19 protein-coding genes and 1 tRNA gene are annotated in these 11,390 nt (G+C 48.7%); 10 read left to right on the forward strand and 10 right to left on the reverse strand.

The window, feature by feature from the left end:
• Positions 1-898: ATP-binding protein (locus GQS10_RS22390; protein ID WP_424991822.1), on the forward strand; the 898-nt coding region annotated here is incomplete at its 5' end.
• On the opposite strand, the gene GQS10_RS22395 is transcribed toward GQS10_RS22390, so the two are convergent.
• On the reverse strand, positions 886-1,644 hold the full coding sequence (locus GQS10_RS22395) for an SDR family NAD(P)-dependent oxidoreductase (RefSeq protein ID WP_243735353.1): 759 nt from the start codon (positions 1,642-1,644) through the stop codon (positions 886-888). The genes GQS10_RS22390 and GQS10_RS22395 overlap by 13 nt on opposite strands.
• Positions 1,645-1,819: 175 nt before the next feature.
• Between GQS10_RS22395 and GQS10_RS22400 the strand changes: the two genes are divergently transcribed.
• Both GQS10_RS22400 and GQS10_RS22405 read left to right on the forward strand, forming a co-directional pair.
• A complete protein-coding gene (locus tag GQS10_RS22400; RefSeq protein WP_166246466.1) occupies positions 1,820-2,119 on the forward strand; it encodes a hypothetical protein in 300 nt (99 codons plus the stop codon).
• Positions 2,120-2,147: 28 nt separating this feature from the next.
• Complete coding sequence (locus GQS10_RS22405; protein ID WP_166246467.1) at positions 2,148-2,561, forward strand: hypothetical protein; 414 nt, start codon at positions 2,148-2,150, stop codon at positions 2,559-2,561.
• Here the strand turns inward: GQS10_RS22405 and GQS10_RS22410 are convergent.
• Complete coding sequence (locus GQS10_RS22410; RefSeq protein ID WP_243735354.1) at positions 2,493-3,533, reverse strand: YkvI family membrane protein; 1,041 nt, start codon at positions 3,531-3,533, stop codon at positions 2,493-2,495. The genes GQS10_RS22405 and GQS10_RS22410 overlap by 69 nt on opposite strands.
• A gap of 128 nt (positions 3,534-3,661) precedes the next feature.
• On the reverse strand, positions 3,662-4,402 hold the full coding sequence (locus GQS10_RS22415; RefSeq protein WP_166246469.1) for a hypothetical protein: 741 nt from the start codon (positions 4,400-4,402) through the stop codon (positions 3,662-3,664).
• A gap of 310 nt (positions 4,403-4,712) precedes the next feature.
• On the opposite strand from GQS10_RS22415, the gene GQS10_RS22420 reads away from it, so the two are divergent.
• The 3 genes from GQS10_RS22420 (at position 4,713) to GQS10_RS22430 (ending at position 6,003) form a co-directional block, all read left to right on the forward strand.
• Positions 4,713-5,303 carry a xanthine phosphoribosyltransferase gene (locus GQS10_RS22420; protein ID WP_166246496.1) on the forward strand — a complete coding sequence of 197 codons (591 nt, stop codon included), beginning with the start codon at positions 4,713-4,715 and terminating at the stop codon, positions 5,301-5,303.
• Positions 5,304-5,384: 81 nt separating this feature from the next.
• Positions 5,385-5,702 carry a hypothetical protein gene (locus GQS10_RS22425; RefSeq protein ID WP_166246470.1) on the forward strand — a complete coding sequence of 106 codons (318 nt, stop codon included), beginning with the start codon at positions 5,385-5,387 and terminating at the stop codon, positions 5,700-5,702.
• An 85-nt stretch (positions 5,703-5,787) separates the two neighbouring features.
• Entirely contained in the window at positions 5,788-6,003 is a 216-nt protein-coding gene (locus GQS10_RS22430; protein WP_166246472.1) for a hypothetical protein, read from the forward strand.
• A 41-nt stretch (positions 6,004-6,044) separates the two neighbouring features.
• Here the strand turns inward: GQS10_RS22430 and GQS10_RS22435 are convergent, their stop codons facing one another.
• Positions 6,045-6,335 carry a hypothetical protein gene (locus GQS10_RS22435; protein ID WP_166246474.1) on the reverse strand — a complete coding sequence of 97 codons (291 nt, stop codon included), beginning with the start codon at positions 6,333-6,335 and terminating at the stop codon, positions 6,045-6,047.
• A 40-nt stretch (positions 6,336-6,375) separates the two neighbouring features.
• On the reverse strand, positions 6,376-6,525 hold the full coding sequence (locus tag GQS10_RS22440; protein WP_166246476.1) for a hypothetical protein: 150 nt from the start codon (positions 6,523-6,525) through the stop codon (positions 6,376-6,378).
• 158 nt (positions 6,526-6,683) lie between these two features.
• Between GQS10_RS22440 and GQS10_RS22445 the strand changes: the two genes are divergently transcribed.
• Complete coding sequence (locus tag GQS10_RS22445; protein WP_166246478.1) at positions 6,684-6,989, forward strand: hypothetical protein; 306 nt, start codon at positions 6,684-6,686, stop codon at positions 6,987-6,989.
• Positions 6,990-7,043: 54 nt separating this feature from the next.
• Here the strand turns inward: GQS10_RS22445 and GQS10_RS22450 are convergent, their stop codons facing one another.
• The 5 genes from GQS10_RS22450 to GQS10_RS22470 form a co-directional block, all read right to left on the reverse strand.
• Positions 7,044-7,493: a hypothetical protein gene (locus GQS10_RS22450; protein ID WP_166246480.1), complete on the reverse strand. Its 450-nt coding sequence runs from the start codon at positions 7,491-7,493 to the stop codon at positions 7,044-7,046.
• An 18-nt stretch (positions 7,494-7,511) separates the two neighbouring features.
• Positions 7,512-7,877: a spore germination protein GerPC gene (gene gerPC, locus GQS10_RS22455; protein WP_166246482.1), complete on the reverse strand. Its 366-nt coding sequence runs from the start codon at positions 7,875-7,877 to the stop codon at positions 7,512-7,514.
• Between the two features lie 159 nt (positions 7,878-8,036).
• Positions 8,037-8,393 carry a hypothetical protein gene (locus GQS10_RS22460; RefSeq protein ID WP_166246484.1) on the reverse strand — a complete coding sequence of 119 codons (357 nt, stop codon included), beginning with the start codon at positions 8,391-8,393 and terminating at the stop codon, positions 8,037-8,039.
• Positions 8,394-8,402: 9 nt separating this feature from the next.
• Positions 8,403-8,627 (reverse strand): spore germination protein, encoded by a 225-nt coding sequence (locus tag GQS10_RS22465; RefSeq protein ID WP_166246486.1) that lies wholly within the window; start codon positions 8,625-8,627, stop codon positions 8,403-8,405.
• 38 nt (positions 8,628-8,665) lie between these two features.
• Positions 8,666-8,890 carry a spore germination protein gene (locus tag GQS10_RS22470; RefSeq protein WP_166246488.1) on the reverse strand — a complete coding sequence of 75 codons (225 nt, stop codon included), beginning with the start codon at positions 8,888-8,890 and terminating at the stop codon, positions 8,666-8,668.
• Between the two features lie 171 nt (positions 8,891-9,061).
• Here GQS10_RS22470 and GQS10_RS22475 point away from each other — a divergent pair.
• The 3 genes from GQS10_RS22475 to GQS10_RS22485 all read left to right on the forward strand — a co-directional run bounded on the left by GQS10_RS22475 (position 9,062) and on the right by GQS10_RS22485 (position 10,763).
• A tRNA-Leu gene (locus GQS10_RS22475) sits at positions 9,062-9,145 on the forward strand.
• A gap of 354 nt (positions 9,146-9,499) precedes the next feature.
• Entirely contained in the window at positions 9,500-10,063 is a 564-nt protein-coding gene (locus tag GQS10_RS22480; RefSeq protein ID WP_166246490.1) for a hypothetical protein, read from the forward strand.
• A gap of 112 nt (positions 10,064-10,175) precedes the next feature.
• Entirely contained in the window at positions 10,176-10,763 is a 588-nt protein-coding gene (locus tag GQS10_RS22485; protein ID WP_166246492.1) for a hypothetical protein, read from the forward strand.
• Positions 10,764-11,390: the final 627 nt, after the last annotated feature.

The raw sequence follows: 11,390 nt of genomic DNA on the forward strand, positions 1-11,390 counted from the left end.
GCAGGAGCGCGGCCGCGACGAGCTGCGGCTGCGCAGCGCCGACGGGCGCCTGCAGGAGCTGCTGCGCCGCGCCGCGGCGGCCGACGGCGAGCAGCTGCGCGCCAAGGAGAAGCAGCGGCAGGAGCGCGCCGCGCTGAGCGAAGAATACCTTCGCCTGCAGGCGAAGGTGGATGCGCTGCTGCCCGAAGAACGGCGGGACGAGCTTCATGCCGTACCGGCCGCCGGCGGGCAGGAAGCGCTGGAGCGGCAGCTCGCCGAGGCGAGGGAGCAGCAGCGCCAGCTCGAAGCCGAGCGGGACGCCCTCAACCAGCGGATCGGCAGCGTCCAGCGACAGCTGCAGGAGCTGTCGGCGGCCGAGGCCCGCGCTGCGCTGCGGCAGCAGCTGCTCGAAGAAGAGGAAAGCATGAAACGGCTAGCCCGTTCCTGGATTACACAAGCGCTCGCCAAGTCGCTCATCGAGCGGACCAAGCAGCACTATGAGCAGCAAAGACAGCCGCATGTGCTGCGAACCGCATCGCGCTACCTCGAAGCGCTGACGGCAGGGCGTTACACCAAGGTGCTGTCGCCGTTCGGGCAGTCCGAGCTGCTCGTTGACCGCTTCGACGGCGAGCGGCTGGTTCCGGCCGAGCTGAGCCGCGGTACGGCGGAGCAGCTTTACCTCGCGATGCGGCTTGCGCTCGCCGATGAAATGGCAAAAACGACCGGCATGCTGCCGATCGTCATGGATGATATCTTTGTCAATTTTGATGAACGGCGAACGGAAAATGCGATCAAGCTGCTGAGTGAATTGTCTGAGAACCGTCAATTTCTGTTATTTACGTGCCATGCGAGGATCGTAACTATGGTCGAGAGGCATGCACCCAAAGCAGGAATCGTCCGCCTTGATCATTCCTCATAAATCATTTTTACAGTCATACCGCCATCGATCACCAGATTTTGACCGGTGATAAAGCCGGAGCGCTGGTCGGCGAGATACAAGCACGACTCCAAAATATCCTCCGGACGGCCCACCCGTCCGACTGGATGCTGGAGGCGGTCGCGTTCGCTATGCTCGGGGGTGTACGCCTTTGAGGCCTTCAGCCACAGCCCCGTCTCAATCCAGCCGGGGCTGATCGCGTTGACGCGGATTCCGTATGGTCCGAGGGAAACGGCCATCGCATGCGTTAAAGCGACGATGCCGCCCTTGGAGGCCGCGTAAGCTTCGGTGTCGGCCTCGCTCATCAGCGCCCGTGTGGAAGCCATATTAATGATCGAACCGCCGCCCTGTCTTTTCATGTACCGGGCGGCACGCTGCGAGCAAAGGAAGGTGCCGCGTAGGTTGACCGCGATGACGCGGTCAAAGTCTTCTGCGGCAAGCTCTAATGCAGGAGCGCCCTTGCCGATTCCGGCGTTGTTGACGAGAACATGAAGCCCGCCTAACTCGGACACGGTGAGCTCCAGCCACTTATCAACCTCTTGCTCATCCGCCACATCGGTGCGCATGAACATCGCGTTTCCGCCGGCCTCACGAATAAATTTAATGGTTTCAAAGCCTGCTTCTTTATCGGTATCCGCAATGGAAACGCGATACCCTTTGCTTGCAAAGCCTACGGCAAGTGCGCGGCCGATGCCTTGGCCTCCGCCTGTAATCGCTGCTGTTTTCATAACGGTTCCTCCTTTATGTACAACAATCATAATAAAATAAGCTGCTTGAAATACTTATCCCCACAATACCACGCAACTGCAGCCTTTTCCACGATTCCGGACAATCCATTGCTTTTTTTCAACTTCATCGAATACTATTACATAGAAGCACAAGAATGATAGGAGGTGATTTACAGTGGAACAAGGAACAGCGCCGGAGCATAGGGGAGCGGCGCCGGAAACGGTGAAGCGCAAAATTACATACCGGGTCGGATGGAAATCGGGCTCGATTGAAGTCGACGAGACCGTCCGCAAAAACGCGCTGGCCCGATCGGCACAGCAAACGCTGCTGCAGAAAGCGGCTAACCGTTATGTTCTTCCGCTTTGGCGGCCGCTTCCGCTGCTGCCCGGCAAGCTGCTGCTGCCCATGGTAATCCTTTTGCCTGTGATCGGCTTTATTGCGACCCTGATGCTATCCTATTTGCTCTTACAATAAATTCAGTTTTTGAAGAGGGGAGATCTGCATGTATTTAGCACTTTCCATTTTGGCTGGTTTGCTTGGCCTCGCAGTCACCGCATGTGTTGTCTTTACGGCCTATGTTTACTACACCGAGCGGAAGAAAACGGGGGGAGGAGATACGAGCATCCCCGCCAAGCTGCTGCGCTGGACTGCAATTGATTACGCCGTCCTCTTTCTTTTTTTAACGGGTACCGTGTTCTTACTGGTTGAGCTTGTTGCGGTAACCCGGGACCGCGAAAGCTATCCGTTCTATCATTACGGTTATCTGCTTTCCGGAATTATGTACAGCGTGCTATCCATGGTATTTCTCGTGGTCCGCATGACGATGCTGCTTCGTGCTGCTGCACCGTCAAACGACCCGGCTGCTGCGCTTGTTCCACAGCATAACGAGCCAAAACAGGCTGATGCAGCCGAATAACGGGTATAACGTCGATAAGAGTGCTTTAAAGCCGAACTGGCTGATGACGTAGCTCGAAATGAGCATAACGATTAATATTTTGCTTGGTGAAAGCTTCGTACGCTGCTCGAGCTGAAGTGAGGCGCCGTAAACATCGGCGATATAGGTAGTAAAAATTTCGGCGTAAATCATAAACAAGAACAAGGTTTGCACGAGTTCACCGAGTCCTCCGGCAATATACCCCATCGGGATTTCATAATCGCGGATGGCCGGGTCATACGCCGCAATGGCAAAGTGGCCCGCCATCAGCATAATTCCGATTCCGAGTCCACCTAAACGGCCTCCCCATAAGACTACATTGCGATCCTGGATTTTTGACCCGAGCGGGACGAGTACCGCTTGCGAGGTGGCAAGATTAAATGCAGCGTACAGTAACGGGGCGATCCAAGCCTTAATCGGATCGATCTGATTCGGCAGACTGATCCAATTCGCTGCGGTCGGTTCATCTGCTACATTCATCACGACGAGCATTGTGAAAAGCAGCATACAGGGAACGACAAAAGAGTTGACCGCAAGAATTCCGTCCATGCCTCTCAGAATGACAAAGTAAGCGAGCGTCAGCGTAATGGCCAATCCCGCCTGATAAGAGAACCCCAAATGCTCTTCAAATATGGAACCACCGCCGGCAAGCATGACCGAGGTCGCACTGAACAAAATGAGTAAATTGAATGTGCTCACCCATGTTCCGATCTTTTCTCCAAAAAGATGCTTGTTAAAATCTTCGTAGGATTTTGCTTTAATTTGATGCGACAGCAGCATCATCTTCGTGCCCAGCCATACGAAAAGCACGGTTGCAGCCGCAATGGTCAGCACGGCTACTCCGCCGTATTTGGTGAAAAACTGGAAAATCTCCTGGCCTGTAGCGAAGCCGGCTCCTACCACCGTTCCCATAAACGTAAAGGCTACCTGCAAAATCCGAAACCCTGTTTTCAACCCTTCTACCCCTCTCTATGGAGTAATCTATAATCAAGGTATGACAAGCAGGGGGCGGCCATGCCTTAGTTGCCGGACGAGAATTAAAAAAAAGAAACCGGCCTACATCCGGTTTCTTTTCGAGTCCGCTATTCGTTTGCAAACAGCTTGATGGATTGAATCGTATCCGTTTTTGGATCGATATCCAGCTTCAAAATGGTTCCGTTCCCTTTGTAGGAAAGCACATACTTGGTGTTGGTGTCCGGCTTTCCGAGTGCGTTCACCGCATCCTGCGTCGATTGCTTCAGCTTCAGTCCGTTTAATCCGGTGCTGATTTCCGCAGACTGCACCTCAACGAAAACAACGGTTCCGTTCTCTTGAATGCCAACGGAAAACCCATCGTATTGATGGACGATCACAACGGGCTTTACATCGGCCATCTCGTGCTTTTCGGTAGCCTCCCCGTACAGCTTCACCATATCATTGAGACTGGAGGTTAAGCTTAGTCCCATCAAGGCTGGCTTTTTTGGGTCAAAATCCTCCGAGATTTGTACCTTCTGCCGAGGTTCCTTGCTGCCGTCGCTGTCCTTGGATTCAACTGCCGAGTTTTTGTCGGAAACGACCCCAGCTTGAGCCTGACCGGAAGCTCCCGTTTCGCTGTTATTCGTAGAGGCCACCTCAATGGCTTCCTTCTTGCTTTCTTGAAGAAGCTGTTCGTTCGTTTCCGGAGCTGCTTTCGCCGGCTGCGGAACGATGACAGGTGTTTGAACCGCAACAGGCTCATTGCCGGGCTTCGGTTCAGCCTGCTGGTCACTGCATGCAGACATAGCCGAAGCTGTCAGCAGGATCACAATTCCTGCGCCTGCCTTCCGTACCATTCGTTTATTCATTTTCTCTCTACCCCTTCTTTCCAAACCGAAGCCGTATATGCTTACTCATCATACTCCGGCAGGGTTGTCACACACAAAGACGGTTTCCGAATAAAACGGATGAATTAACGCGAAAAATAGGACTCTATGGATGTAGGGACCATCTTTTTGTGCACGATCAAGCATTTGTTTCCACTCTTACTTATTTAGACGTTTTTTGGATAGGAAAGTTGCAGTTCTCTATGAGAAATGTAACACATTTCAGCATTCTCTTGAAGCATGGTTGGAAAAATGGTATGTTCGAACTATCGGGACGAAAGGCAGTGATCGGATGAATCAGCTGAAAGAACGGATTATGAAGGAAGGCGTTGTCGTTTCGGAGCATGTGCTGCTGCTGGACACTCTTCTTAATCATCAGATTGATCCCCAGCTTACGATGGAAATGGGCAGGGAGTTCGCCCGCCGGTTTGAAGGATTGGGGATTACAAAGGTATTAACGGTGGAATCGTCAGGAATTCCATCGGCGTTTGCCACCGCATTGGAGCTGGGCGTTCCGCTGGTGTTCGCCAGACGGAAGAAGCCGACGGGACATGAAGACACCTACTGGTGCGAACGGGTGCCTTCTTTTACGAAAGGCTTCGTAACGGACATTGTTGTGCAGAAGAGCGTATTAAGCGAGTCGGATCGGGTATTATTTATCGATGATATTATCGCGAACGGGGACGCAGCGCGGGGCTTGCTACGGATTGTGGAACGCTCCGGCGCCCATTTGGCAGGGGTCGGGATTGTTGTTGAGAAATGCTTCCAAGCGGGGGGCAGCAGCATCCGTGAACGGGGGATCAGGGTGGAAGCGCTGGTACGAATTGCTTCTTTGGAAGGCGGAACCATTCGATTTGCGGAAGATGCTGCGGAAAAGCACTAACATTTTCATGGTCTGCCTCTCTTTTCGAGGAAGCCTTTTTAAACTATAATGGGGGTAAGCCTTGGAGAGGAGGGTCATGACATGGGGAATGAACAACTGCCCGTAGAATTTTTCCAGAAGAAGTTGTCTGAGGCGAAGACGCACTTCGAGCGGGCCCTGGACTGCAAACATACGGAATTTGATGACCTCTACCCTTATATGGTGGAGCATCCGCAATTTTTCTGGTATAAGCGTTATGTAGCATGGTCCGAGCTGCTCACTGTCGTTCGGTTGTGCGAGGAGCTTTCCATGGAGTGGAAAACTCAGTTTACCGAGCCGCAGGTGGAATACATTACAAAGCGTGTGATGTCGAGTCGTGTGCTGGATTGCTGGTATGAGTCAAAGGAACATGTCGGTTAAATAGAGAGTATATACATGGAATCCCGGCCTAAATGACATCCTATCATTTAGGCCTTTCCTTTTTTGGCTGGAGGGACAATCATTCATGCAAATTACAGACGAACAATTAGATGAGTTTCGAATTCAAGGACTTAAGGTAAGAGTCATTCGGGATGCAAACCCGGCGAACGATGTGCTCGGCTATGTGGTGGCATGGGATGACAGCACCGTGATGGTACGGAAGCAAAACCGAAAAATCGTAAAGCTGGACAGGGGGTACCGTTACCAAGAGGCCGCTCTGGAACGGGAAATCGATACATAATAAGCGCCTGCTTCTCAGCATCGTTATGATAAGCCGCAGCATCAATCCTGCAGCAAGGATTTAATGAGGTCGCCGACTGATACATCCCGGAGCTCTTCGATGAGACGATCCGTTCGGGATTTTCGTCTTAGCGTTCCGGACAGTACGATTTGAAGCTGTTGGTCTTTGTCTACGAGGACAGACTCGACGATGAGGGCATTGGAAAGCAGGCCGGCGATGACTGCCAGCTGCTGCGGACTTAATCGAGGCTTAGGACGCTTGCCGTTCGCACTGCCATTTTGATTCTTTCCGTTCGTGCTTCCATTGCCGCCGTTGGTTCCGGGTTTGGGCATCGCCGAGTCACCACCTTAAAATTGAAGTGCCGAGTAACGATTAATCTAAAATGAGACCGGGGACGAGGTACGAAAGATTATCGTCACCTCCTCCTTCTGCTCCTTCTCCTGCAAGAAAGCTAACAATGATGACGATTAAAACCACTAAAGCAATTGCTGGCTGGATATCATCCTCATTCCAGACTGCCATAGGAATTCACCTGCTTTTCATTTTCTTCTACTATTATAGGCCGTGGCGGTGCATTTCGTTCCTGTCAATCCACCATTCCGATCGAAACAGGCACCTGAGGACTGTCTAGCTCATATCCTAGAGAGAAATACCTTGGATGTTAAAAGGAGGTGGGATCATTGGCAGAGAAAAAGGAAAAGAAGTTTTGCATCCGCTGCTTCCGCGAGCTGGGGGAAAAGGAAAAGTATTGTGTGCAATGCGGTGCTCCAACGGCGAACCGCTGTACCTACAAGGGCGGACTAGTTGGTGAGCCCTGCGGCAACGTGAATGATCCGGATGCGGTTTATTGCTCCAAGTGCGGGGCTCCTACCGAATACCGGGAGCTGGGGCTGATTCCCGGCCATTACGAGGCAGCTACGCGTCCTCGTGAAGAAGAGGAGGATGAAATGCAGGCGTTTAATCACCCATTTTTCCGTCATGATTGATTATTACGAGGATCAGGGACTCTCTACATAAAAAAAAGGCGATACGCTACTCGATTAGTAACGGATCGCTACCTCATAAGGCTCTTCTTTATCCAGCAGCATTTTGCGGGCTTGCACCTGCAATATGCTGTTTTTAAATATCGCTTTACCGCTATAAGGATCAACCGGAACAGGGAAGGCGACGGTCTGTTTATATAAATTAGGACCTTGGAGCTCTGCTTGGAATCGGGTTAAGCTTAATTTCAGCTGCTTCGGCTTTACATTGGAGGGAATAGTAAACTTAGTGATAATTTGATTATGGGTTTCGAAGCACTCGTAGGAGTATTGCGAATTTATAAAGCCGGTTTGGCGAAAGGACTGCTCCACCATGGTTTTCATTTGCTTTTCCAGTGCAGCCGGGTCAAAAGGTGCGGCATGGTTGCCTCCGTCTTGGAACGGGTTTCCGAATAAACGTTCAAAAATCGTCCAATCTGTAAAAAATGGATCTTGCTGCTGGTTGCTCATCGCGTAAGATGCACCTCGTTATTGGTCCTCGTTTTCATTTTCGTTTTCGTTTGGCTGCTCGATATCTTGAAGATTTACGCCCTTGTCACTTTGCGGAGTGGCAAGCCATTTTTGGATCTCCTCGGGATCGGTTAATGCTGTCATTCCAATGTTCAGCGTTCCTTTTAATTCCTTAACGGCAAGCTCCTGAATTTTATAGTTGATATTTTCGATGGTAACAGGTTTGATTTGCTCGACCTGTTGCTTTAATTGCCCGAGTGTGTCTTCCATTTCTTCGATTTTGCTTTGCATCAGCCGGTTCCATTCCTGCTGCTGATGGACAAAGTGTTGGAAACGCTGCTCAAGAGAATATGAGCTATAGGAATAGGGCGACGGATAATACATTTTGAATGCACATCCTTTCCAAGAATCCAAGACTATATTGGCAGGTTGAACGAGACGACCTCCCATGTAACACGTTTCCTCAGTTATTGCCGGAGCCGTTTGCCAATATTTCGCAGTCGTCCCGTCCATATGTCCGTGGTCGCAGAGTGTTGCTGCATGTCAGATTGCTCCAACGCTTCCCGTAATACCGATTTCGCCGATATTGCCTGCACCGCTTGCCGCACTGGCATCGCCAATGGCCCCAACACTGCCAGTAACGCCGATTTGACCAATATTGTCTGCGCCGCTCGCCGCCCCCGCATCGCCAACTGCTCCAACGCTTCCCGTGATTTCGGGTTCCCCGATATTATCGACGCCACCGGCGTTTCCTTCAGAGGGAGGGGAGTCTTGGCTCTCCGACTGCATGGTGATTTGAGAAGGATAGGCGGAATTGCGGGCGATGATTGTTTTCCCTATGTTCAAGGAGCCGATGTTACTGATCGTCTTTACATGTAGATTTGTAATATTGATAATCACGGCTTCACCCTACAATTGCTTGGAGCCTTGATCGACGGCGTCGGGGTCTGTAACCCATGAAGCATTCCCCGAATAGGAATTCGGGCTGTAAATGGAATTGCCGACTATGGTCTGACCGCCTTGGCTTTTGGCGTTTGCGCTCAGTCCTTTGTAAATGGCGCTCCCGAAATCAACGGAGCCGTTGGAGGAGATATTGTTCACTTTAATATTATATATATTGTTAACATGCGGCATATGAATCCACCTCGTTTCGATATCCTTTTATAGTCATGCTAAATCTGCTTCGATACCTGGTCCAGCATATCGGGGTCCACGGTATAATTGCGGTTGTAGTTAGAGATTGCCGGGCTGTAATACGAATCGCCGATAATTGTCTGTCCGCCTATGGATTTGGAATTAGCATTGTGGCCCTTGTGAATAACGTTGCCGAAGTTTATGGACCCGTTGGATGAGACGTTATTTACACGGAGGTTGTATATGTTGTTGATGTGTGACATTGGGCAACCACCTTTAAATACGTTGTGCTTTAGTTTATGGGCGGAGAGGCTTGCGTGTGACGATCTGATACGAATATAAAATTTTTATAAAAAAAGTTTGACAACCTATGGGCGTCCGTGATATATTTATTTTCGTTCCCGCTACGAAAGAAATGGTGAACAGCAAGATACGCGGTCGTGGCGGAATTGGCAGACGCGCTAGATTCAGGTTCTAGTGGTGTAACAGCCGTGGAGGTTCGAGTCCTCTCGACCGCATATAAGAAAAACCCTTGAGAAATCAAGGGTTTTTTCTATTTTCTTTTAATTTAATTGCGTTTGAAGAATGATTGAAAACGGCCGTTAGGGACGGACTGGTGACAGGTCACCGTAATGCCCGCTGCCGCGCGCTGCTGTACCTAATCGTGGAATCTAGGGTATAAGAATGAAAAAGGGCATCTGCAATCATAATCCCTCATCTATGCAATAAAAAACAAGTGTGTTAATTTAGAATAAATGCTAATTTAATAAACGGACGATGGATGGCAGCCTGGTTGATCAACAGGTTGCTTTTTTGCATTTCTTTGGTTAATGGTGCTATTGAAACGGACTGGTTCATATGGAGGGATGAAATTGTTTAGATTTCTTTTTATGCTCATTGGAGTACTAGTTGCTGCTACAGCATGCTCGACCAGTGATAAGGGTGAACCGGTTCAATATGAGAAAACGGTTGGTGACTTATCGTATGTAATTCGGTTAAGTAAACAGCAATTTGAACGGAATGAAGAAATCCCGGTCTATGCGAAAGTAACCAATCTCGGAAATGAAACGTTAACTTATGTCAAGGGCAGCTCCAGTTGCCCCGTTCACATAAGCGTGGAGATCATTAATCAAGAATCAATGAAATCTTTAGCGCACAAGCAGGAATCAGATATTCCTGCAGCTTGTACAGCAGATCTCATCAAAGCTCAATTAAAACCAAATCAAACGATTGAACAAGAGTTTGTCTTTATTGGAAAGCATTATGGCGGTCGTATACTCGAATCCCCAACCCCGCGTATAAAACTTGATCCGGCACCGCCTGGCATTTACAAAGTTCAGATATCTTTGACTCCAGAAGATTTTATTATTGAAGACCATCAGCGAAAAACGATAAATCCACGTCCAAGTGTGAATACATCCATTGTCCTATACTGACTCGAATGGAAGGGGTACGCTTCCATCCTGAGCAATTAGGGGATTTTACAGTACGTGCTAAGGGCATGAATGAATTAGGTTAGAACAATTAGGTTTTAGTGGGGGAGGAAATATGAAGAAAATTGCTGTAATCATTTTAAGTTTTTTAGCTACACTTCTTGTATCTTGTTCTTCTGTAAAATATTCGAATGAGGATGTTCATATAATTAACGACAAAGGAAAAGAGAGTACAGTGTATGTACAAGCCAAGGAGAATGGGGGTGAAAGTGACGTGGGTCAGGAACAACAACAGATTCCTGCGGATGGAAGTGATCTTTGGGATAAATCAACATGGACGAATATGGCACCGACTGCACAAATTATCGGCAACATTGAAAAAGTGAATATCAAAGAAGGAAATCTCATTAGTTTAGATGTTAAAGTAGAAACACAAATTACAGAACATGGGACCATTAATAAAGACGACGTCCTCTCGATTTTATTTTACGAGAAGCTCCCAGATAATGATAAGCTTGTTGAAGGCCAGAAGGTCATGACTCAACTTACACATTATAAAACAAAAGCAGGCAGAGATATTGAATGGGGTGGCCAATTGAGCACACTTTGGCACCAATTTGAGGGTAAGATATACAACGCATACGAAGAAGCTTTTGAAGGTTTTTCCACATTTGCTGAATACGCAAAATCCCGTGGTAAATGATGATCGAAGTGATGTTTGCTTATCCTCGCGTATAATTGAAATTTAGTGTGCTTGTCAAGGTGAGGGGAATGTTATGAGGTTTTTGATGATCCTGGTAACAGGGCTATTTATACTTACGCTCATGTGGACAAATCCTGATGAGACCGATTTTTTGAATTGGGTTGAAAAGAAAGAATCTACGAACTTTCCGAGTAGTACGCCATTTGATCCAGTAAACTTGAGAAGTAGTAACTATATGTTTTTCTCAGTGTACGAGTTATCCATTGTTCGAGAACGGATCCTATCGGAAGATCAGAACAATATTAAACTTATGGAGAAATCTGCTGTCTACTCAGGTGTAGGTATTTTAGGAATGATATTTCCAATGACTGCACCGGATGTTGAAGGGAAGCAGGCCCCTTTTTTTAACTAGTTGGAAACATGGTGAGTTGTCCCCGCCAAGTCGATACCACACAAGTATATAAATCATGGCATTCTTGATGGTGATTGACTGTACCCTTTTGGTCAAAAAGTGAATGAGTTTGAATGACTTTATCATTACGGCCATACAATAGAAAATTAAACGCATGAAAAAAGAGCAGGAGGGGAGTATCTCAATGTCATTAAGTTAATCGCATTGTCTGAGAC

The sequence above is a fragment of the Paenibacillus turpanensis genome (assembly GCF_011421635.1).
Lineage (GTDB): Bacteria > Bacillota > Bacilli > Paenibacillales > YIM-B00363 > Paenibacillus_AK > Paenibacillus_AK turpanensis.

Excerpts from the sequence above, each read along its gene's own strand:
- GQS10_RS22395 (WP_243735353.1), bottom strand. The coding sequence starts at position 1,644 with ATGAAAACAGCAGCGATTACAGGCGGAGGCCAAGGCATCGGCCGCGCA.
- GQS10_RS22405 (WP_166246467.1), top strand. The coding sequence starts at position 2,148 with ATGTATTTAGCACTTTCCATTTTGGCTGGTTTGCTTGGCCTCGCAGTC.
- GQS10_RS22415 (WP_166246469.1), bottom strand. The coding sequence starts at position 4,402 with ATGAATAAACGAATGGTACGGAAGGCAGGCGCAGGAATTGTGATCCTG.
- GQS10_RS22420 (WP_166246496.1), top strand. The coding sequence starts at position 4,713 with ATGAATCAGCTGAAAGAACGGATTATGAAGGAAGGCGTTGTCGTTTCG.
- GQS10_RS22425 (WP_166246470.1), top strand. The coding sequence starts at position 5,385 with ATGGGGAATGAACAACTGCCCGTAGAATTTTTCCAGAAGAAGTTGTCT.
- GQS10_RS22430 (WP_166246472.1), top strand. The coding sequence starts at position 5,788 with ATGCAAATTACAGACGAACAATTAGATGAGTTTCGAATTCAAGGACTT.
- GQS10_RS22435 (WP_166246474.1), bottom strand. The coding sequence starts at position 6,335 with ATGCCCAAACCCGGAACCAACGGCGGCAATGGAAGCACGAACGGAAAG.
- GQS10_RS22440 (WP_166246476.1), bottom strand. The coding sequence starts at position 6,525 with ATGGCAGTCTGGAATGAGGATGATATCCAGCCAGCAATTGCTTTAGTG.
- GQS10_RS22450 (WP_166246480.1), bottom strand. The coding sequence starts at position 7,493 with ATGAGCAACCAGCAGCAAGATCCATTTTTTACAGATTGGACGATTTTT.
- gerPC (WP_166246482.1), bottom strand. The coding sequence starts at position 7,877 with ATGTATTATCCGTCGCCCTATTCCTATAGCTCATATTCTCTTGAGCAG.
- GQS10_RS22465 (WP_166246486.1), bottom strand. The coding sequence starts at position 8,627 with ATGCCGCATGTTAACAATATATATAATATTAAAGTGAACAATATCTCC.
- GQS10_RS22470 (WP_166246488.1), bottom strand. The coding sequence starts at position 8,890 with ATGTCACACATCAACAACATATACAACCTCCGTGTAAATAACGTCTCA.
- GQS10_RS22485 (WP_166246492.1), top strand. The coding sequence starts at position 10,176 with ATGAAGAAAATTGCTGTAATCATTTTAAGTTTTTTAGCTACACTTCTT.